The 19,992-nt window shown below is 60.4% G+C and carries 20 protein-coding genes; 10 read left to right on the top strand and 10 right to left on the bottom strand.

The window, feature by feature from the left end; translation table 11 throughout:
• The first annotated feature begins 7 nt into the window (after positions 1-7).
• Complete coding sequence (locus tag FPT12_RS05095) at positions 8-937, top strand: DMT family transporter (protein WP_145014928.1); 930 nt, start codon at positions 8-10, stop codon at positions 935-937.
• Here the strand turns inward: FPT12_RS05095 and FPT12_RS05090 are convergent.
• A complete protein-coding gene (locus tag FPT12_RS05090) occupies positions 885-2,063 on the bottom strand; it encodes an MFS transporter (protein WP_145014927.1) in 1,179 nt (392 codons plus the stop codon). The genes FPT12_RS05095 and FPT12_RS05090 overlap by 53 nt on opposite strands.
• 103 nt (positions 2,064-2,166) lie before the next feature.
• On the opposite strand from FPT12_RS05090, the gene FPT12_RS05085 reads away from it, so the two are divergent.
• Entirely contained in the window at positions 2,167-3,102 is a 936-nt protein-coding gene (locus tag FPT12_RS05085) for a LysR family transcriptional regulator (protein WP_256676608.1), read from the top strand.
• Between the two features lie 72 nt (positions 3,103-3,174).
• Positions 3,175-3,303 carry a PA1414 family protein gene (locus FPT12_RS28200; protein ID WP_259740122.1) on the top strand — a complete coding sequence of 43 codons (129 nt, stop codon included), beginning with the start codon at positions 3,175-3,177 and terminating at the stop codon, positions 3,301-3,303.
• Between the two features lie 169 nt (positions 3,304-3,472).
• On the opposite strand, the gene FPT12_RS05080 is transcribed toward FPT12_RS28200, so the two are convergent.
• Positions 3,473-4,852 carry a sodium:solute symporter gene (locus tag FPT12_RS05080; protein WP_145014926.1) on the bottom strand — a complete coding sequence of 460 codons (1,380 nt, stop codon included), beginning with the start codon at positions 4,850-4,852 and terminating at the stop codon, positions 3,473-3,475.
• 177 nt (positions 4,853-5,029) lie between these two features.
• A complete protein-coding gene (gene speB / locus FPT12_RS05075) occupies positions 5,030-5,980 on the bottom strand; it encodes an agmatinase (protein ID WP_054596236.1) in 951 nt (316 codons plus the stop codon).
• A 252-nt stretch (positions 5,981-6,232) separates the two neighbouring features.
• On the opposite strand from speB, the gene FPT12_RS05070 reads away from it, so the two are divergent.
• Both FPT12_RS05070 and FPT12_RS05065 read left to right on the top strand, forming a co-directional pair.
• Positions 6,233-7,126: a LysR family transcriptional regulator gene (locus FPT12_RS05070; RefSeq protein WP_103315561.1), complete on the top strand. Its 894-nt coding sequence runs from the start codon at positions 6,233-6,235 to the stop codon at positions 7,124-7,126.
• A 14-nt stretch (positions 7,127-7,140) separates the two neighbouring features.
• On the top strand, positions 7,141-7,734 hold the full coding sequence (locus FPT12_RS05065; RefSeq protein WP_145014925.1) for a tRNA-uridine aminocarboxypropyltransferase: 594 nt from the start codon (positions 7,141-7,143) through the stop codon (positions 7,732-7,734).
• A gap of 30 nt (positions 7,735-7,764) precedes the next feature.
• Here FPT12_RS05065 and lapD read toward each other — a convergent pair whose 3' ends face one another.
• From lapD to FPT12_RS05050, 3 genes are all read right to left on the bottom strand, one after another.
• The gene (gene lapD / locus FPT12_RS05060) at positions 7,765-9,705 is read right to left on the bottom strand and encodes a cyclic di-GMP receptor LapD (RefSeq protein ID WP_145014924.1); all 1,941 of its coding nucleotides are present in this window, start codon (positions 9,703-9,705) and stop codon (positions 7,765-7,767) included.
• A gap of 149 nt (positions 9,706-9,854) precedes the next feature.
• On the bottom strand, positions 9,855-10,250 hold the full coding sequence (locus FPT12_RS05055; protein ID WP_145014923.1) for a YbaN family protein: 396 nt from the start codon (positions 10,248-10,250) through the stop codon (positions 9,855-9,857).
• Between the two features lie 10 nt (positions 10,251-10,260).
• Positions 10,261-10,848, bottom strand: coding sequence for a YecA family protein (locus tag FPT12_RS05050; protein WP_145014922.1), 588 nt, complete (start codon positions 10,846-10,848; stop codon positions 10,261-10,263).
• Between the two features lie 248 nt (positions 10,849-11,096).
• Between FPT12_RS05050 and recQ the strand changes: the two genes are divergently transcribed.
• From recQ to FPT12_RS05030, 4 genes are all read left to right on the top strand, one after another.
• Complete coding sequence (gene recQ, locus FPT12_RS05045) at positions 11,097-13,226, top strand: DNA helicase RecQ (protein ID WP_054596241.1); 2,130 nt, start codon at positions 11,097-11,099, stop codon at positions 13,224-13,226.
• Between the two features lie 118 nt (positions 13,227-13,344).
• Entirely contained in the window at positions 13,345-13,779 is a 435-nt protein-coding gene (locus FPT12_RS05040; protein WP_054596242.1) for a MarR family transcriptional regulator, read from the top strand.
• A 391-nt stretch (positions 13,780-14,170) separates the two neighbouring features.
• Complete coding sequence (locus tag FPT12_RS05035; protein WP_145014921.1) at positions 14,171-15,826, top strand: FimV/HubP family polar landmark protein; 1,656 nt, start codon at positions 14,171-14,173, stop codon at positions 15,824-15,826.
• Positions 15,827-15,959: 133 nt separating this feature from the next.
• The gene (locus FPT12_RS05030; RefSeq protein WP_103315567.1) at positions 15,960-16,247 is read left to right on the top strand and encodes a SelT/SelW/SelH family protein; all 288 of its coding nucleotides are present in this window, start codon (positions 15,960-15,962) and stop codon (positions 16,245-16,247) included.
• On the opposite strand, the gene FPT12_RS05025 is transcribed toward FPT12_RS05030, so the two are convergent.
• A complete protein-coding gene (locus FPT12_RS05025) occupies positions 16,241-17,134 on the bottom strand; it encodes a DMT family transporter (protein ID WP_145014920.1) in 894 nt (297 codons plus the stop codon). The genes FPT12_RS05030 and FPT12_RS05025 overlap by 7 nt on opposite strands.
• 91 nt (positions 17,135-17,225) lie before the next feature.
• Positions 17,226-17,984, bottom strand: a complete 759-nt coding sequence (locus tag FPT12_RS05020; protein ID WP_145014919.1) for an AraC family transcriptional regulator — start codon at positions 17,982-17,984, stop codon at positions 17,226-17,228.
• Between the two features lie 134 nt (positions 17,985-18,118).
• Between FPT12_RS05020 and FPT12_RS05015 the strand changes: the two genes are divergently transcribed.
• Complete coding sequence (locus FPT12_RS05015; protein WP_145014918.1) at positions 18,119-18,940, top strand: UDP-2,3-diacylglucosamine diphosphatase; 822 nt, start codon at positions 18,119-18,121, stop codon at positions 18,938-18,940.
• A 33-nt stretch (positions 18,941-18,973) separates the two neighbouring features.
• Here FPT12_RS05015 and FPT12_RS05010 read toward each other — a convergent pair whose 3' ends face one another.
• Together FPT12_RS05010 and FPT12_RS05005 are read right to left on the bottom strand one after the other, a co-directional pair.
• A complete protein-coding gene (locus FPT12_RS05010) occupies positions 18,974-19,564 on the bottom strand; it encodes an HD domain-containing protein (protein ID WP_145014917.1) in 591 nt (196 codons plus the stop codon).
• A 99-nt stretch (positions 19,565-19,663) separates the two neighbouring features.
• Complete coding sequence (locus FPT12_RS05005; protein WP_145014916.1) at positions 19,664-19,975, bottom strand: DUF962 domain-containing protein; 312 nt, start codon at positions 19,973-19,975, stop codon at positions 19,664-19,666.
• Positions 19,976-19,992: the final 17 nt, after the last annotated feature.

The raw sequence follows: 19,992 nt of genomic DNA, 5'->3' as shown, positions 1-19,992 counted from the left end.
TTTCGCGGTGATTGCCACTCGGCGCAGCGCCGATGGTTTTGCCCTGCAAGTGATGTTCGGGTTGTGCCTGATCTGGGGTATCCAGCAGGTCATGATCAAATGGGCGGCAGCGGACATCGCACCGGTGATGCAGGCCGCCGCACGTTCCGGTATTTCCGCATTGCTGGTGGGTTTGCTGATCTGCTGGAAGGGCGGCTGGAACCAGGTTGGCAGCACCTGGCGCGGCGGTTTGCTGGCGGGCGGTCTGTTTGCCACCGAGTTTTTGTTCATCGCCGAAGGCCTGAAACTGACCACGGCGGCGCACATGTCGGTGTTCCTCTATACCGCGCCGATCTTTACTGCATTGGGCGTGCATTGGCTGCTGCCAAGCGAGCGTTTGCGACGGTTGCAATGGCTGGGGATCCTGCTGGCGTTTATCGGCATTGCCGTGGCCTTTGCCGGGGGCGTGTCCTGGGACAATCTGGACCGGCGGATGCTGCTCGGCGATGCGTTCGGCGTTCTGGCCGGGGCCGCCTGGGGCGCGACGACCGTGGTCGTGCGCGCCTCACGGTTGTCGGAAGCGCCGGCGACCTTGACCCTGTTTTATCAACTGATCGTCGGCTTTCTCGGTCTGCTGCTGATTGCCGCGCTAAGTGGGCAGGTCACCCACGTTCACCTGACTCAGGTGGCGGTGACCAGCGTGCTGTTCCAGGGGCTGGTGGTGTCGTTTTTCAGCTACCTGACGTGGTTTTGGCTGTTGCGCCGTTACCTGGCGTCGAACCTCGCGGTGTTCTCCTTCATGACGCCGCTGTTCGGTGTCACCTTCGGGGTGTTGCTGCTTGGTGAACCGTTGAGTGTCAATTTCGTCGTCGGTGCCGTGCTGGTGTTGCTCGGCATCACCTTTGTCAGCGCAGAACAGTGGGTGCGCCGTCGTTTGCGCAAAGCGCTGGAGCGTTGAGTGGGCGCAGCAATAAACCACCGGCTACCAGCAGGCCGCTGCCCGCCACCATCAACGCCGGTTGCAAACCACCACTGAAGTGGCTGCTCAGCGCTGCCAGCAATGGCCCGCTGAGCTGACCCACGGCAAAACACGCGGTCAGCAGGCCTGCATTACGCTGGGTGGCCTGCGGCGCCAGTTCTCGCGAGCGCTGCATCACCAATTGCATGCAGGCCAGAAACGGCGTGCCACAGAGAATTACCCCCAAGGCCAGACCGAGACCGCTGCCCAGCAGGCAAGCGAAGACCCCGGCTGCTTGTAGCCACAACGTCGCGATCAGCCAGTGACGCGTGGCGTTGGGGTTATGCCGGCGCAAACTCACCAGTAGCACACCGGTGGCGGACGCCAGACCAAAATACGGCCAGAACAAATCGGCCTGCCATTGACCGTGAAAACGGGCACTGGCCATCTGCGACAGGAAGGTCGCCGGAATGATGTAGCCCAGGCCGTACAGTGCGTAGATCAAACCCAGTCGCGGGATACCGGCACTCTTTGAAGCGCCGGCCGTGGGAGTCGCTGCCACGCTCGCGGTCGGTTGCGGCAGGATCGGCAGAATCACCAACAGCATCGCCAGGCCTACGCCGGCATACACCAGCCACAAGGTCGCTGAGCTTTGTCCCAACAGGTTCGAGCCAAGTGCGAGCAAACCCGTCAGAAAAATCCCCAGGCCCGGCCCGGCGAATACCAGTGCACCAAGCCGTGGCCGCCCGGCGGCCATCGCCAATGGCTGACTCAATGCGGTGATCATTACCAGCACCCAGGCGCTGGCTACGCCGGTACCGAAGCGTAAAACCAGATGCGGCCAGAAGCCCTTGGCCCAGAACGACGCGAGGGTCAGTAGCACGCACAGCCACAAACCGCCGAGCAATCGCCGACGGACTTGCTCGGGGCGACGGGCGAACATCGCGTCCAGGGCACCGATGAAGTAGCCCAGGTAATTGGCCGCTGCAATCAGACCAGCGGCAGTCAGGTCGATCTGACCTTCGCTGAGCAAATGCGGCAGCTGCGGAGTGAGCGCAAAGCGGCCAATGCCCATGGCCATCATCAAGGCAATGAAGCTGGCGAGTAAGCGTACAAGCGGCGACATGATCAGGGTTCCTGCAACGGAGCAATGACCGTCAGGCTAGGACTGATTGACTTTCTTTAAAAATGAATAATAGTGAGTAACTTGTTCTTGTTTGGAGAAAGGTGTGGAATTCAGCCAATTGCGCATCTTCCAGGCTGTGGCCGAGGAAGGTTCCATCACCCGCGCTGCCGAGCGCTTGCATCGGGTGCCGTCCAATCTGTCGACCCGGCTCAAGCAGCTTGAAGATCAGCTCGGCGTAGAACTGTTCTTGCGTGAGCGTCAGCGTTTGCAGCTTTCATCCGCAGGCAAAGTGCTGTTGGACTACACCGCCAAGCTGTTTGCCCTGCATGACGAAGCCCACGCAGCCGTGCAAGGCGGGCAACCGGCCGGCGATTTCGTGCTGGGCACCATGTACAGCACCGCGGCGATTCACCTGCCGGGTTTGCTGGCGCGCTATCACCGCGCTTATCCGGCGGTGAACCTGCAGGTGCAGTCGGCACCCAGCGGCGAATTGCTCGAAGGCCTGCGCACCGGGCGCCTTGATGCCGCGCTGGTCGATGGCCCGCTGCAGCTGGCCGGGCTCGACGGTGTGCCACTGTGTGACGAAAAACTGGTGCTGATCAGCGAAGCCGATCACCCGCCGGTGCGCAGCGCACTGGATGTACAGGGACGTTCGGTGTTCACCTTTCGTCAGGGCTGTTCCTACCGGATGCGCCTGGAGGCCTGGTTCGCCCATGATCACGCGGCGATGGGCCGGGCGATGGAAATCGAGTCCTATCAGGGGATGCTGGCGTGTGTGATTGCCGGCTCCGGGGTGGCGCTGATGTCCGAGTCGATGCTGGCCAGTCTGCCGGGCCGCGAGAGTGTGGCCGTGCATCCATTGGCGGAGCCTTTTGCCAGTGCCACCACTTGGTTGATGTGGCGCAAGGGTATGCTCGGCGCCAATCTCAATGCGTGGATCGAAGTGCAACAGGCGGCGCTCCCTGGCGGTCATCCTTTCAGGGCTGATCTTGATCAATCCGGTAACAGATCTTTGCGTACTGAGGCGAGCATTGCGTAAGACTTAGGACTACTATCTGTATGAAGCGTCTATAGAACCCGGTCGCTCAGCATTACCCTGAAGGGGGGCACCATGAAAGAGAAACTGCAAAACTGGCTCCATGACCTTGGTGTCGCGCTTGGTTTGATCGAACCACCTCTGCAGCCCGTACCAGTCCGTACTGACGATGAGCAACGTCGGCGTCAGCAACGCCGCCGGTAAGCACCGTCCTACGCCGAAGATCGCAGTCTTCGACCGCTCCCGCTGGCATCGTGCCAAACCGTAGGGGCTGTCGAAGACTGCGATCTTTCTGTTTCTCCAGACGAAAAAAACGGGTGTGGCAACCGACGCCACACCCGCCGAAGAAAGCGGTTCTATTGATAGTCTGCGATCAGGCAGCGCTGGCCTGTGCAACCGGGCGAGGGGACAGCAGGCTGACTACGACGAAGCTCACCAGACCGATCGCGAGGCTGTAGTAGATCGGGGTGTTGGCATCCAGGCCATCCTTGAACATGAACACCAGAGCAGTCACGAAGCCCAGGCCCATGCTGGCGATAGCGCCGGAGGTGGTTGCACGTTTCCAGAAAATGGCCCCGATCAGCGGAACCAGCATGCCGCCCACCAACAGGTTGTAGGCCAGGGTCAGGGCACTGATCACGTCACTCACAACCAGCGCGATACCCAGCACGACAATACCGGTCAGCATAGTGAACAGGCGGTTGATTTTCAGGCTCGACTGTTTACCACCGCGCAGTTTTGGCAGCAGGTCTTCGGTCAGGGTGGTGGACGCGGCGAGCAGGCCGGCGCTGGCGGTGGACATCATGGCCGCCAAAGCAGCAGCGATCACCAGACCACGGATACCATCCGGCAAGGACAGTTTGACGATCGCGGCGAAGGCGTTGTTGACGTTGTCCAGGTCCGGGATCAGCACGTGCGCAGCCATGCCGATCAGCGCACAGGCCAGACCGTAGAGGATGCAATAGAAGCCGGAAATGGTGCCTGCGTACTGAGCGACTTTTTCGTTCTTGGCGGTGAATACCCGTTGCCAGATGTCCTGGCCGATCAGGATGCCGAAGAAGTAGATCATGAAGTAGGTGATGATGGTGTCCCAGCCAATGGTGGTGAAGCTGAAGCTGGACGCTGGCAGTTTCGCCACCAACTGATCCCAGCCGCCCACGCGGTACAGGCAGATTGGCAACAGGATGAACATCAGACCAACGGTCTTGATCACGAACTGAACGATGTCGGTCAGGGTGAGCGACCACATGCCGCCGATGGTCGAGTACACCACCACCACGCCACCGCCGAGTACTACCGAAATCCAGAAGGGCAGGCCGAACAGCACTTGCAGCACGGTGCCGATCGCCAGGATCGAGGTCACGCCGATCATCAGCGCGTAGGCCAGCATGATCACCGCACTGGCCTGGCGGGCCATTGGGTTGTAACGCTTTTCGAGGATCTGGGTAACGGTGAAGATCTTCAGTTTGAGCAGCGGCTTGGCCAGGAACAGGTTCAGCGCAATGATCCCGCAACCCAGCGCGGCGCAGAGCCAGAAACCGGAAATACCGTGGACGTAGCCCAGGCGAACGGTACCGACGGTCGATGCGCCGCCCAGTACGGTAGCGGCCATGGTGCCCATGTACAGGGTTGGACCGAGGTTACGACCGGCCACGAGGTAGTCTTCGTGGGTCTTGGCCTTGCGCATGCCGTAATAGCCCAGCACGAGCATGCCGGCGGCATAGATGAGTACAACGAATAAATCCAAAGCCATGAAGCGTGTCTCCGATTGTCTTTCTTATAAGAGCTTTGCAGGAGCGAGGGTTCTTGCGTGTAGTAAGCGAAGCAGGCATCGGCTCTGAAGCACGCCGGGGAGAGTGTTGCGGACAAACGCCGACACCCGTCAGGTGGCGGCGTTCACGCGCTGATCACGTTCGCTTGGGGTCAAGCCTCAGCGGTGAGCCACACCTGGCAGTACGCAGAGCATTTCGTACAGCAGGTTGGCGCCCAGCAGCGAGGTGTTGCCGGTGGTGTCGTATGGCGGCGAGACTTCTACCAGGTCGCAGCCAACCAGGTCGAGGCCTTGGCAGCCGCGAACGATTTCAATCGCCTGAATGGTCGTCAGGCCGCCGATTTCCGGGGTGCCGGTGCCGGGTGCCCAGGCCGGATCGATGCCGTCGATGTCGAAACTCAGGTACACCGGGCCGCCGCCGACTTTTTCGCGGACTTCAGCCATCAGAGGCTCCAGCGATTTGTGCCAGCACTCCTCGGCCTGAACCACGCGGAAGCCCTGTTTGCGGCTCCAGTTGAAGTCTTCAGCGGTGTAGCCCTGCGCGCGCAGACCAATTTGCACGACACGGTCGCAATCCAGAAGGCCTTCTTCAACGGCGCGACGGAAGGTGGTGCCGTGGGCGATCTTCTCGCCGAACATGTGATCGTTCACATCGGCGTGGGCGTCGATGTGCACCAGGCCGACCTTGCCGTGCTTTTTGTGAATGGCACGCAGGATCGGCAGGGTGATGGTGTGGTCGCCACCGAGGGTCAGCGGGATTACGTCGTGTTCGAGGATCTCGTTGTAAGACTCTTCGATGATCCGGACGGCGTCCAGCAGGTTGAAGGTGTTGATCGCGACGTCACCAATGTCGGCAACCGACAGCGAGTCGAACGGCGCAGCGCCGGTGGCCATGTTGTACGGACGGATCATTACCGATTCAGCACGGATCTCCCGGGGCCCGAAACGGGTGCCAGCGCGCAGGGAGGTGCCGATATCCAGCGGGATGCCAATGAAGGCAGCGTCCAGGCCGGCAGCGGTTTGCAAGTGGGGGAGTCGCATCATGGTGGCGATGCCACCGAAGCGCGGCATTTCATTGCCGCCCAGTGGTTGGTGAAGAATCTTGTCCACGGGTATGGCCTCATCATCATTGTTTTATTTATGGGGTTGCACCGCGCAAAGGGATCGCACAGGCACCTGTTGAGCCGATTCTGCGAAATGTAGTGCAGGAGAAGAATCGCTGCTGGCAAATACTTAGTTCAGGTTTTTCTAAACTAATGGCCCTAAGGGCGCTAGACTTTGCGGATTCATGAGCGAAGCGGACGCAGAGCGTCCGAGGCTGCATTCCCACGCAGAGCGTGGGAACGATGTTTGGAGAACCCCATGGCCAACGCTTTACCCGACCTGAAACTGTTGCGCATCTTCGTCAGCGTGGTGCGTCATCAGGGGTTTGCCAATGCGCAGCAGGAGCTCAACCTCTCGACATCGGCCATCAGCACCTACATGAGCCAGCTCGAAGCGGCGTTGGGGCTGGTGCTCTGCCATCGTGGGCGTGGCGGTTTCAGCCTGACCAGCAAGGGCGAGCTGTTCCATCAGGAAACCTTGCGCCTGTTCGGTGAGCTGGAAGGTTTCGAGCAATACGCCGCCGCGCTCAAGGGCGAGTTGCGCGGCACGCTCAACCTCGGGGTGATCGACTCGACCGTCAGCGACAAGGCCTTGCCGTTCGCCGAAGCCATTGGTGCCTACAGCCAGGAGCACCCGGCGGTGCATTTGCACTTGTCGGTGATGAGCCCTTACGAGCTGCAACTCGGCGTGCAGGACAACCGCCTCGATCTGGCCATCGGTGCGTTCTCCACGCGCATGAGCGGGCTGGTCTACATGCCGCTCTACCGTGAACAACATTGGCTGTATTGCAGCAATCGTCATCCCTTGTTCAACGAGCGGCGCATTCCCGAACAAGTCATCACCCAACAGCGCATGGTCGGTCGCGGTTACTGGAGCCAGGCCGAACTGGCCCGCCACGGCTTCAAACACAGCGCGGCGACTGTGGAGAGTATGGAAGCACAGCTGATTCTGGTGTTGTCCGGCGCCTACATCGGCTACCTGCCGGAACACTATGCTCAAGCCTGGGCCGACAAGGGCGATTTGCGCGTACTGCTGCCGGCCACGTTCGGCTACCAGGCCCCGTTTTCGATGATCGTGCGTCGTGGGCGCAGCCGTGAGCCGTTGATCCAGACCTTCCGCGACTTGCTCAAAGCGCAGCTCAACCAGGCCTGATCGGAGGGAATCGTATGTCCAGAATCCAGTGCGCCCGTTGCCTGCGCCCGCAAACCCATTGCCTGTGCCCGTTGATTCCGAGCCTCGACAGTCGCACCCGGGTGCTGTTGTTGCAGCATCCAAGCGAGGTGAACCATGCGTTGAACACCGCGCGGCTGGCGGCGTTGGGGCTGAACAATGCCGAGCTGGTCGTCGGCGAAGTGTTCGAGGATTTGCCGCGTCTGCTGAATCAACCGGGTTATCAGGCCCGCTTGTTGTTCCCGGCTGATGATGCGCAACCGTTGCAGGCCTATACGCCCGCCGATCAACCATTGCTGCTGGTGGTGCCGGACGGCACCTGGCGCAAGGCGCGCAAGATGCTGCACCTCAATCCATTGCTGGCAGCGTTGCCCCGAGTGACGCTGGCCGAAGGCGCGGTTTCGCGCTATCGCTTGCGCAAGGCACCGGGGCCTGGGGCGTTGTCCACGGTGGAGGCGATCGTGCAGGCATTGCAGGTGCTTGAGGCGCCGACGACCTTCGAGCCGCTATTGCGACCGTTTGAAGCGCTGATCGAAGGGCAGATTGCGGCGATGGGGGAGGAGACCTATCAAAAAAATCATGGCGGCTAGAAGCTAAAAGATCGCAGCCTTCGGCAGCTCCTACATGGGTTCCGGTGGCCCGATCAGCCGACCCATGACGCCGAACAGTCCCAGCGACTTGATTGCCTCCAGCTCCCCCTGTGTTTCTATCTGCTCGGCAATCAACGGCAAATCGATGCTGTTGGTCGCGCGGAAAATGGCTTCGATGAACAGGCGTTTGTCGCTTTGCTGGTCGATGGCGCGAATATAGCTGCCGTCGATTTTCAGGTAGGCCAAACCGAGTTGAGTGAGGTTGCCGATCTGGCTGAAGCTGCCACCGAAGTGCTGCAGGCCGATCCCATAGCCGGTGTCGCGCAGGCTCAGGCACAGTTGACGCAACTCTTCGGGGGGCGGGAGTTGGCGTTCGTCGAGCTCAAGGGTCAGCAAGGGTGCGAGGCTGGGCAGGCCGTCGAGCATATCGAGGATCAGGCGCCGTTGCGCAGCATCGCGCAGGGTGCTGCCGGACAAGCTCAGGGCCAGCGGCCAAGGGTGTTCGGCAAGGTAGTCGAGGGTGTGTTCGAGCATTGCCAGGTCGAATCGCGCCGACCAGCCCAGCCGTTCTATCCAGGGTAGAAAGTGTCCGGCGCAAATGGCTTTGCCCTGCGGATCGAGCAGACGCGCCAGCACCTTGTGGTGCAGCACCTGGCTGGTGTCGGCGCATTGCACCACGGGTTGGAAGTACAGCTGCATTTTGCCGTGAGTCAGGGCGTCATCGATCCAGGTGCGCCAGTCGTGCTGCGTCTGGTTCGGTGGGTTATCGGACTGCTGCAGATGCACCCACGGTCGTTCTGGATGCTGCTGGGCCTGAGTCAGCGCCTGATCGAGGCGCAGCAGAATGTCGGTGGAAGCTTCGCCAGGTGTGTAGGCGACGATTCCCAGATGCGCCACCGGCATGCAGTCGCTGGCGCCGGTCAGGCGCAGGTTTTCCAGGGTGGCGCTGATCTCTGCGGCCAGGCGCGCTGCGTCCTTGCTGTCCAGGCCTGGAGTCAGCAGGCTGAACTCACCACCACGATTACGTGCAGCCAGCCAGGTATGGCGATCCGGCTGTTGAATCAGGCGTTTGAGTAACTGACCCACGGCGCTGATCAGGGCGTCGGTGCGCTGGCCACCCAGTCGCTGGTTGAGCCCGGTCAGGTCATTGATCCGCAGCATCAGCAGGTGTCCAGCGCTGCTCTGCTCGGTCACCAGCAACTGATCGGTGAGTTGCTCGTTGAGCAAACGTCGGTTGGCCAGCCCCGTGAGGCTGTCCTGAAACGACTCGGCGCGCAGTTGCTCGCTACGCGCGGCTTCTTCGGCAAACAGCCCTTTGAGCTTTTCGACCATTTGGTTCATCGCCAGCACCACGCGTTTGAGTTCCGGGGTTCTGGGCAACTTCGGCAGGCTGAGAAACTCGCGTTTGTTGATGGCTTCGGCCTGTTTGACCATGGCGTCCAGCGGGCGCAGTTGCCGACGCAGCAACCAGCCGCCGAACATCGCGCTGAGCAACCCGCACAGCAGTAACCAGATCAGACTGCCGAGGGTACTGTCCCACAGTTTGCTCAGGACGAACTGTGGGTTGCTTACCACTTCAACACGCGCGGCTTGCTCCCAACCGCGCATCACCAACGCATCCCCGCCTTGCGGATGCAGGTTCACCAGATCGACGAACCAACCCGGTACGCGTTCGGTGGTGGCAACCGCATTGCGCTCGACCAGGACGCGCTCGTCCTCGATATTGATGACCCGGATACTGGAAAAATAGCCGCTGTCGAAGACCGAGCTGACCATCAATTCAATCATCGCCAGATCGTCGATCTGTGGGGTCAACGACAGCCCCAGTGCGGTGGCAGTGTCCTGGGCATGGGCGCGCAATTGGCTGAGTATCTGCGCACGCGAGCTTTCCAGGCTGACAAAGAAACTGCCGCTGAAGGCGACCAGCAAGAACAGACAGATGGCCAAAAACAACTGTTTGAGTAGCGACATGAGACGCTCCGGAGCGTTGACCTTCCTGGACGACGGGATATGTCTGGCCGCAGACGTGCAGATGCCTGGAGTTTAGGCGCTGTTTTGCAGGAGGCAGGACAGATTGTCGGGGGCGGGGGGGATAGATGAGCTTATGTCGCGAGGCGTATTCAGGGTTTGATCAGGGTTTTCTGCCGCAGGATATACACCGTCACCAGCACTGCGCTGGTCAGCATGAAGCCGCGTGCCCAGGGCAGTGGGACGATGATGCAGGACAGGCCGATGCTCAGCCACATCAGGCCAATGGCGTAGACCTTGCCCTTGAGCGGAATGCCGTTGCCGTCCAGATAGTCGCGAATCCATGGGCCGAGTCGTGGATGCTCGACCAGCCATTGATAAAAGTGCGGCGAACTGCGGGCGAAACAGGCGGCCGCCAACAGCAGGAAAGGGGTGGTGGGCAGTACAGGCAGGAAAATCCCGATCACCCCCAACGCTACGCTCAGCCAGCCGATGGCCAGCAGCACGTAGCGCAGGATCAGGGGGCGTTTGCCTATGGGGTCAGCCACAGGCAACGACTTAGTGGTGACGAGGTTTGAGGATCGCCGGTTTTTCGTCTGGCGCGTTGCACAGCAGGTACAGCGCGGTCAGGGCTTCCGGGATCTGCACGATCATGTCGTCCATCAGGTTGGCGTCGGCCGCGATGTCGGAGAACTCGGGCTGTTCGTCGAACAGACCGGAACCGACCATGATCGGCAGCAGCATTTCGCTGACTTCGTCTTCGGCGGTCTCGAACCAGGCTTCTTCACGCAGGAATACGCCTTCCATGAAACCGATGCACCAGCCGCGCAGGTCGGAATCATCCGGCTCTTCGCCCAGGTCCAGGTCGCATGGCAGCTCGAACTCTTCATCGGACGCCAGTTGGCGAGCAATGTGAGCCTTGAGGGCCAACAGGGTCGATTCGATTTCCTGACGCTCGGTGTCGTCGCGATAATGTGGCTCTTCGGCGAACAGCGCGTCGATCCACTCACGATCAGGCACCGTCTCGGAACAGATCGACAGGGCTGTCAGATAGCCGTGTGCGGCCACATAGTCCAGCGCCTCGTCATGCAGCTCGTCGGCGTCGAGGAAGGCTTGCAGGCGGGTTAGTTGCTCAGCGAAGGACATTGAAGGGCTACCTTGGGAATATACGATGCCCAATTCTAGGCGTTCTTGAGCGGTCCGGCCAGCCGCGCAGCGGATTTGCCTGCATTGTCGGTGTCGGCGGCTATTGCTCGGGTATACTCGCGCGTTTTGCAAAGCCCTGCAGGTGTCGCGACGGTCCCGGACAAATCCGCTTACGGATCTGTCCGTGACAACGTGGTTTTTTGATCCAGCCTGCACACAGGGATATTCAGCATCATTTGGAGTTTTTCATGCTCGAACAGGCTCAGCGCGTCCTCAAGGACATCTTCGGCTACGACAGTTTTCGTGGCCGTCAGGGTGCCATCATTGAGCGCGTGGCCAGCGGCGGTGACGCTCTGGTGCTGATGCCGACCGGCGGCGGCAAATCGCTGTGCTTCCAGGTCCCGGCACTGTTGCGCGATGGCCTGGCGGTGGTGGTTTCACCGCTGATTGCCTTGATGGACGATCAGGTCGCGACCCTCGAAGAACTCGGTGTGGCCGCGGCGGCGCTCAATTCGACCTTGAGCGCCGAGCAACAACGCGATCTGGCGGCGCGGATCAAGCGCGGCGAAGTGAAAATGCTCTACCTGGCACCTGAGCGCCTGGTTCAGCCACGGATGCTGGCGTTCCTGCAAAGTCTTGAAATCGCTCTGTTCGCCATCGACGAAGCTCACTGCGTATCGCAATGGGGTCACGATTTCCGCCGGGAATACCTGCAACTGGGCCAGTTGGCGGAACTGTTCCCCAACGTCCCGCGCATCGCCCTGACCGCCACGGCCGACAAGCGCACCCGGGAAGAAATCGTCGAACGCCTGCATCTGCAGAACGCCGAGCGCTTTCTGTCGAGTTTCGATCGGCCGAACATTTTCTACCGCATCGTGCCCAAGGAGCAGCCGCGCAAGCAATTGCTGGCGTTCCTTGCGGAGCGGCGCAGTGATGCCGGCATCGTTTATTGCCTGTCGCGCAAAAAGGTCGACGAAGTAGCGGTGTTCCTCAGCGAGCAAGGTTTCCCTGCGTTGCCGTACCACGCCGGTCTGCCCAACGATACGCGGGCACACCACCAGAAGCGCTTCCTCAACGAGGAAGGCCTGATCATGGTCGCCACCGTGGCCTTCGGCATGGGCATCGACAAACCCAACGTGCGCTTTGTCGCGCATCTGGACTTGCCGAAATCCCTTGAGGCCTATTACCAGGAAACCGGTCGGGGTGGCCGTGATGGTCTGCCGGCAGACGCCTGGATGGCTTACGGCCTGCAAGACGTGGTGATGCTCAAGCAGATGCTGCAGAACTCCGAAGGCGATGAGCGCCACAAGCGTCTCGAGCAACACAAGCTCGACGCCATGCTCTCGCTGTGTGAAGAAACCCGCTGCCGCCGTCAGACGCTTCTGGCCTACTTCGACGAAGACATGCCACAGCCTTGTGGGCATTGCGACAACTGTGTCGACGGTGTGCAGACCTGGGACGCCACCGAACCGGCCCGTCAGGCACTGTCGGCGATCTACCGCACCGGCCAGCGCTATGGCGTCGGGCATCTGGTGGATGTGTTGCTGGGCAAGGACAACGAAAAAGTCCGCAGCTTCGGCCATCAGCATCTGTCGGTATTCGGTGTCGGCAAGGCGCGGGCCGAAGGTGAATGGCGTTCCCTTTTCCGACAGTTGGTGGCGCGCGGTCTGGCGGACATTGATCTGGAAGGCTACGGCGGCTTGCGCTTGAGTGACAGCTGCCGGCCACTGCTCAAGGGTGAAGTGACCCTGGAGCTGCGCCGCGACCTCAAACCGCAAACCACCGCAAAAAGCAGCAGCACCAGCCAGGCCAGCCAGTTGGTGCGAGGCGAAGAACGCGAGCAGTGGGAAGCCTTGCGCGCCCTGCGCCGCAAGCTCGCCGGAGAGCATGGCGTGCCGCCGTATGTCATCTTCCCGGATTCGACTTTGCTCGAAATGCTCCGCAGCCAGCCAAGTTCGTTGCCGGAAATGGCCAAGGTCAGCGGTGTCGGTGCACGCAAGCTGGAGCGCTATGGCGAGGCCTTTCTCGAAGTGCTGGGCGGCCAGGCCGAGGCGCCGAAAGTGGTTGCCGATTTGCGCCACGAATTGATCACCCTGGCGCGCGCCGGCATGACACCGATGCAGATTGCCGGTCAGTTGCAGTGTTCGGAAAAGAACGTGTACACGATGCTCGCCGAGGCCATCGGCAAGCAGCAACTGTCGCTGGAGCAGGCACTGGACCTTCCGGAAGACCTGATGGGCGAAGTCCAGGACGCGTTCCTGGACGGCGAGGGCGAGTTGCCGCCGGTGTCGGAGATTTCCGCGTTGTTTGCCGGTCGTGTTCCCGAGGGCGTTTTGTACTGTGTGAGAGCGGCATTGCAGTCGGAGTTTGAAATTTAAGTGTCGAAGATCAAGATGTAACGATTCAGTACAGACCGAGCCTTGCCTAGAGTCGAGGGTCATGCTTAGCTGACTAATAATTAGTTTCAGCTTATTTCAGTCTAACCATGAGTTTTTTATGCCGTTAACCGATCAACACCGTTTTGGCATGCAGTTGGCGCAGATGTCTCGCGGCTGGCGCGCCGAACTGGATCGCCGTCTCGCCGGCCTCGGCCTGTCCCAGGCCCGCTGGCTGGTGCTGTTGCACCTGGCGCGTTTCGAAGAAGCCCCCACTCAGCGTGAGCTGGCACAAAGCGTCGGTGTTGAAGGACCGACACTGGCGCGCCTGCTCGATAGCCTGGAAACCCAAGGCCTGGTGCAGCGTCAGGCGGTGGCGGAAGACCGCCGGGCGAAAAAGATCGTGCTGTGTGCGCCCGCCCGTCCCTTGATCGAACAAATTGAAACCATTGCCGCCGAGTTGCGCCATGAGCTGTTCGAGGGTGTCAACGAGGAAGATATGCGGGTGTGTATGCGGGTCCATGGGCACATTTTGGCCAATCTGGAAAAATCTTGAGGCATAACCACACAGCAGACTTTTGAGAACTGGCGCAGAGCAGACTATAAGAACTGTAGGGTCTGTTGACGTTTGGTGACGAACCGCGTTGCTGGGCCAACGTGTGCGAGGCAAGGCGCGGGATGCCGCCAATGGTTGTTCCCTTGGCAAATCCCGCAACGCAGCCTCGCGCACGTTGGCACGCAACCCGAAGGGACGGGGCCCACTTGATGCAGGGCTGCGTTGCTCGGCACTTATTTGGAACAACCAAACTGCGTTCCTCGCGCCTTGCCCTGCATCAAGTGGGCATCCGTCGCGGCCGTCACCAAACGTCAACAGACCCTCGGCAATAACGTGTTCACACGGACGTGCGAATGCGCACAGGTTGATTCTGGTTAGCTAAGGAATGCTCATGCTCGAGAGTTTGCAGTCTGTGTTACGGCGCTCCGTCAGCCTGTTGTCGGTCGCCGGTGCCTTGAGTTACTCCGCATTGGCACCTGCGTTGGGGTTGGGCGACATCACGTTGCACTCAGCCCTGAACCAGCCGTTGAATGCCGAAATCGCCTTGGTCGATCCCGGTGCCCTGAGCGACGGTGAACTCTCGGTCAGCCTGGCGACGGCGGACGAGTTCGCCCGCGCCGGTGTCGAGCGAGTGTTTTTTCTCAACGACCTGCGTTTTACCGCCGTTCTGCGTGGCAATCGCAGCGTGATTCGGGTGGTGTCCAGCAAGCCGGTCAATGAACCGTTCCTGAATTTTCTGGTGCAGGCGAACCAGCCCAATGGGCATCTGCTGCGCGAATACACGTTGCTGATCGATCCACCGGGTTCACCGGGGATCGTACCGGCGAGTGACATCGAGCCGGCTCCGGCGATCAGCCAGCAACCCACAGCCAGCGCACCCGTCAAAACGCCCGCTGCCCACCCGGCCAGCACGGCGCCCGCAACTACAGACCACGCTTCCGAGTTGCTGGCCGCCAGCGTCCAGGAAAACCAGCAACTGAAACAAACGGTCGATCAATTGAACACCCGGCTACAAGCCCAGGATGAACAGATCGCCAGCCAGCACAAGCAAGTCAGTGATCTGCAAACCGAGCTGGCCGAAGCCAAAAAACCTTTATCCGCCCCCGTCATTCCCGTCGCGCCAATTCCGGTGCCCACCGCTGCCGTGGATGAGACAAGCAGTGGTTGGGCGTTGTGGCTGATCGGCGGCCTGTTGGTGCTTGGCGTGCTATTGCTACTGGGCCTGTTTGCGCTCCGTCGGCGGCGGGCACAGCCTGTATCAGAACCCGTGCCGCGACATGAGCCGGTGGTCAGTCGGGGAGCGCCCGATAGTGCACAGAAACCATCGATTGAGCTTTCTGCGACGCAGTCTCCCCCTGCGAACCGCGAAACCGCTCATGGGGCAGAAGTGCTTGAGGGCGTCGGTATCTACCTGACCTATGACCGCTTCGTCGAAGCGGTCAGTCTATTGCGCGAAGCCTTGCTCAAAGAGCCGCAGCGCAGTGATTTGAACCTGAAACTGTTGGAGGTGCTGGGGCTGCAGGGCGACAGCGCAGCTTATTCGGACCATGAAAACAGCTTGCTTGAAGCGGGTTACAGTGCCGATGTGCTGGAGCAGATTCGCGCACGTTCGCCAAAACTGGCCAGTGCACAATCGTTGGCGACTCTTGAGTCGACGGCTGAAACGACGGCTGAACCTGCTGCCTCGGTAGGGGATGAGTTCCAGTTGAATCTGGATGACTTGTCGATGGATTCGAGCTGGGATCTGGCCTGTCCGTCCGACACAACAGCGGCAATGGCTAAACCCGTGGATCAGCTGGAACCGCTGGACGATGGCTTTCTCGAGCATTTCGCCGATGCATCACCGACCCTGGAGCTTGAGCCGTTGTCGGGCGAATTCGCGGTACCTGCGCACGAAGAGATCCACCCCGGCAAACTGGAAGAAGCGCAGAACTGCATCGACGACGGTGATCTGGACAGCGCCATTGCGCTATTGAACGAGTTACTCAAGGACAGTGACGAATCCTTGAAGCAAACCGCCCGCAGCCTGTTGGCCAGTATTCGCTGAGCTCCTACAGGTCTCGCGCAGCCATCAATTTTCGCAATACCTGCGATCAGTACGTCTGCCCAAGGCTCAGGTAAATCGAGCGGCAAAGGCGGCTATCATAGCGGCGCCATCGAGTTCAGGAGTCCAGCACGCCATGACCACACACAAACCGGAAGTCGTCATCACTTACTGCACGCAATGCCAGTGGCTGTTGCGCGCCGCCTGGCTGGCCCAGGAGCTGCTCAGTACCTTCGGTGACGACCTGGGCAAAGTTTCTCTGGTGCCGGGAACCGGCGGGGTGTTTTTCATTACCTGCGACGGGGTACAGATCTGGGAACGCAAGGCCGATGGCGGCTTCCCGGAAGCCAAGGTGCTCAAGCAGCGGGTCCGGGATCAGATCGATCCCGACCGCGATCTCGGACACAACGATAGAACTCAGTGAGAGGCGGCTTCGACCGTCACGCTTTTCTTGCTTGAGCTGCCAGACAGACTGCTGGACACCACAATCGCGATGATGATCAGCGCACCGCCAATCAACATCCGCAGTGTCGGATTCTCACCGAACAGCAGCCAGGCGACGGTGATGCCGTAAACCGGCTCCAGGGCAAACACCACCGCGGCGGTGCGAGCCTTGATCACCGCCAGGCTGGCAACGAACAGGCTGTGGGCGACGCCGGTGCAGAACACCCCGAGCAGACCGATCCATAGCCAGTCGATGGCGCGCACCTCACTCAATCCCGGTGCTGCCACCGGCAACAGACAGAGGGCGACCACTACGTTCTGACACAGCGCAGCCTGCACGGCGGGTATACGCCCGGAGCTGGCACGGTTGGTCAGCGACAGCAAGGCGAACAGCAGGCCCGAACCCACCGCCCAGAGCAGACCGCTGGTGGCTTTACTGGCGAGGTCGAAATCCGGGGTGACCAGCACCAGGCCGACGCTCACCAGCACCACCAGGAGAATTTCATTGGCGCGGATTCGCTCGCGGAAGATCAGGCCTTCGAGGATCACCGTGAACGCCGGGAAACTGGCAAAACCCAGGGTCGCAATCGCCACACCGGCGACTTTCACCGCAATGAAAAAACTCACCCAATGCCCGGCCAGCAACAGGCCGCTGAGCAGCAGGCGACGCCAGTCCACGGCTTCGAGTTTCTGCCAGCCAGTGTTGCTGGCGAAACGGGCAAAGAATGCCAGAGCGATCACCGCAAATGTCGCACGGCCAAAGACAATGATGGCAGGGGAGGCCGCGGCGAGTTTGCCGAACACACCCGTCAGGCCAAACATCAAGGCGCCGATATGCAGGGCGCCAAGGGCGGTACGCGGAGTCATTTCAATCCTTAATCCATAGAGGCAGTTACGACATTGAACCGCGTGACGGTCTGATCTGTCTGTCGTCAAACTCGCGTTTTTTATCGTCAGCCTAGCGCTTGCTCGCTGTACGACGCAGCGCACCCGGGGAGGCACCGAACTCGCGCATCACCGCTGCGGCGAAGGCACTCTGGGAGCCATAGCCGACACGGCTGGCGACTTCGCCGATGGGCAGGGCGGATTCACGCAGCAACTTCACCGCGATATGCAGGCGGCGACTGCGGATGTAATCCATCGGCGTCTGCCCGCATTCGGCCACAAACCGTGCATGCAGGCGCGCGCTGGACAGCCCGGCGATACGCGCCAGATCGGCGACTTGCAGCGGATAGGCGGCGTATTGGTCGATGTGCGCGTTGAGCGCGGCGTAAGGCAAGCGGCGCCCGGCGATGCTGCTCGGCGCGGCGTTGTTGAGGCTGGCAAGCAACAACACGGCGCCTTGCTGGGCAATCAGCGGGTCAGTGACCGGGCTGCTCGCCAGCCAGCTCACCAGCTGGCTTTGCCCGGCGTCCAGCGGCAAGCGTCCGGGGTTGTCGAGCAAGCGTCGACTGGCCTCGGCATGCTCGCCCAGTGATTGCGAAACCCATTGATCGCTGGGCACATCGAGCACCAGGCAGCGGCTGCCATTCGGGCTGCCGCAGGCGTGATGAGCGCCTGACGGTACAACCACAAAACTCTGCTGCACCACCTGGCTGCCATGACCGCCGACCTCGAAGTCGAGCGCGCCGGACAGACCGAACACCAGTTGTGCGTGGTCATGGCTGTGGACGATCAGGTCGTGGGTGTACTGGCGTAGCGTGAGGATCGGTCTCATCGCAGTCTCCTGGGCAGACTCGCAGTCTACACCGGCCACGCCAGGGTTCGGGCTGTCATCAGACTGCCGTATTTGTGTCATGGGCTATTAATCGCTGCGGTGCAAGCTTGCGAAAAATCTCGCAGAGGTTGCCCATGACCAGCGCCGAACGTGCAAAACCCAGCCGTAAACAACGCGTGCGCACCTTGTGGATCTCCGATGTGCACCTTGGCACCCGGGATTGTCAGGCCGAGCATTTGTCGCAGTTTCTCAAGAGCTATCAGGCTGACAGGATCTATCTGGTCGGCGACATCATCGATGGCTGGAAGCTGCGCAGCGGCATGTACTGGCCACAGGCTCACACCAACGTCATTCGCCGTTTGCTGACCATGAGCAAACGCGGCACCGAGGTGATTTACGTCACCGGCAACCACGACGAGTTTTTGCGGCGTTATTCAAAGCTGATCCTGGGCAATATTCAGTTGGTGGACGAGGCGGTTCACGTCACTGCGGATGGCCGGCACCTGTTGGTGATTCATGGCGATCAGTTCGATGTGATCACGCGTTATCACCGCTGGCTGGCGTTTCTCGGCGACTCGGCCTACGAGTTCACCCTGACCCTCAACCGCTGGCTCAATCACTGGCGTGCACGGTACGGCTACGGTTACTGGTCGTTGTCGGCGTACCTCAAGCACAAAGTCAAAACCGCGGTCAGCTTTATCAGCGATTTCGAAGAGGCCATCGCCCACGAGTGTGTCAAACGCGAGCTGCACGGGGTGGTTTGCGGGCACATCCACCATGCGGAAATCCGCAAGGTCGGCGAGGTGGACTACCTCAATTGCGGAGATTGGGTGGAGTCGTGCACGGCCTTGATCGAGCATTTGGACGGCACAATCGAGTTGTACCGGTTGGCGGATGCGCAGGCGCGTGAAGCACAGCTTAAAGCTGACTTGGTGAAGGTCGCAGAACCGGTTTGACGGGGAAAGATCGCAGCCTGCGATCTCTTGATCTTAGGCCGGTGCGTGTTCTTCCATCGCCGCCATGTAGATCGAGTTTTTCGGCCGGGCAAACAGGCGTTCCATCATCGGTTCGAAGAAACTCAGCGGCAGGGTCTCGTAGTCCGGATCAAAGGCTGCAGCGTCGTACCTGGCGCAGAACTCGATGGTTTGCCGGTACTGCGGGTGTTCGTGAAACTGCTCGCGCAGGTGCCGGTCCATGCCCAGGTGATGGAAGAAGTAGTAGCCCTGGAAAATCCCGTGCTTTTCCACCATCCACAGGTTTTCAGGGCTGACGAATGGCTTGAGGATCGCCGCCGCAATGTCCGGGTGGTTGTAGGAGCCAAGGGTATCGCCAATGTCGTGGAGCAGCGCACACACCACGTATTCCTCATCCCGGTCGTCGCGCCAGGCGCGGGTGGCGGTTTGCAGTGAGTGGGTCAGCCGATCGACCGGGAAACCGCCAAAATCACCCTCCAGCAGTTTCAGGTGCGCCACAATCCGTGTCGGCAATTGTTTGGCGTAGGCGCTGAAGTCTGCGGCGATGATCGCCCAGTCTTCCTGCGTACCATCCTTCATATGGGTGAAACGGGCGTGCGCATTCATCAGCTATCCTCTTATTGTTCTTGAAGGAACGGACATGAGTGTAGGTCTTGGATCCAATTTCGCACTGGCTGTGCGAGACGGCTTGATGACCCGACGAGCCTAGAAAGGCACTTTGCCGAGGATCATGTCGCGATACATGACGAAGTCGCCGATCAGGCTGTAAAGCGGATGCTGGAATGTCGCCGGCCGGTTCTTTTCAAAGAAAAAGTGTCCGACCCAGGCGAAGCTGTAGCCGGCCAGAGGCAGGGCCAGCAACAACAGCCAGGCGCCTTTGCCGATAGCTAAGGCGAGGATGAAAATCACCAGGCTGGTGCCGACAAAGTGCAGGCGTCGGCAGACACTGTTGCTGTGTTCGCTGAGGTAATACGGGTAAAACTCGGCGAAGCTGCTGAAGCGTTTGATGTTTTCCACGACTGCGATCTCTGTGG

The organism is Pseudomonas sp. H3(2019) (assembly GCF_007713465.1).
GTDB lineage: Bacteria > Pseudomonadota > Gammaproteobacteria > Pseudomonadales > Pseudomonadaceae > Aquipseudomonas.
The sequence above is the reverse complement of the archived record's forward strand: the minus strand, read 5'-3'. Positions and strand labels throughout refer to the sequence as shown.

Bases quoted from the DNA above. Each gene is read 5' to 3' on its own strand.
- FPT12_RS05090 (WP_145014927.1), bottom strand. From the start codon at position 2,063: ATGTCGCCGCTTGTACGCTTACTCGCCAGCTTCATTGCCTTGATGATG.
- FPT12_RS28200 (WP_259740122.1), top strand. From the start codon at position 3,175: ATGAAAGAGAAACTGCAAAACTGGCTCCATGACCTTGGTGTCGCGCTT.
- FPT12_RS05080 (WP_145014926.1), bottom strand. From the start codon at position 4,852: ATGGCTTTGGATTTATTCGTTGTACTCATCTATGCCGCCGGCATGCTC.
- FPT12_RS05070 (WP_103315561.1), top strand. From the start codon at position 6,233: ATGGCCAACGCTTTACCCGACCTGAAACTGTTGCGCATCTTCGTCAGC.
- FPT12_RS05065 (WP_145014925.1), top strand. From the start codon at position 7,141: ATGTCCAGAATCCAGTGCGCCCGTTGCCTGCGCCCGCAAACCCATTGC.
- lapD (WP_145014924.1), bottom strand. From the start codon at position 9,705: ATGTCGCTACTCAAACAGTTGTTTTTGGCCATCTGTCTGTTCTTGCTG.
- FPT12_RS05050 (WP_145014922.1), bottom strand. From the start codon at position 10,848: ATGTCCTTCGCTGAGCAACTAACCCGCCTGCAAGCCTTCCTCGACGCC.
- recQ (WP_054596241.1), top strand. From the start codon at position 11,097: ATGCTCGAACAGGCTCAGCGCGTCCTCAAGGACATCTTCGGCTACGAC.
- FPT12_RS05040 (WP_054596242.1), top strand. From the start codon at position 13,345: ATGCCGTTAACCGATCAACACCGTTTTGGCATGCAGTTGGCGCAGATG.
- FPT12_RS05035 (WP_145014921.1), top strand. From the start codon at position 14,171: ATGCTCGAGAGTTTGCAGTCTGTGTTACGGCGCTCCGTCAGCCTGTTG.
- FPT12_RS05030 (WP_103315567.1), top strand. From the start codon at position 15,960: ATGACCACACACAAACCGGAAGTCGTCATCACTTACTGCACGCAATGC.
- FPT12_RS05025 (WP_145014920.1), bottom strand. From the start codon at position 17,134: ATGACTCCGCGTACCGCCCTTGGCGCCCTGCATATCGGCGCCTTGATG.
- FPT12_RS05020 (WP_145014919.1), bottom strand. From the start codon at position 17,984: ATGAGACCGATCCTCACGCTACGCCAGTACACCCACGACCTGATCGTC.
- FPT12_RS05015 (WP_145014918.1), top strand. From the start codon at position 18,119: ATGACCAGCGCCGAACGTGCAAAACCCAGCCGTAAACAACGCGTGCGC.
- FPT12_RS05010 (WP_145014917.1), bottom strand. From the start codon at position 19,564: ATGAATGCGCACGCCCGTTTCACCCATATGAAGGATGGTACGCAGGAA.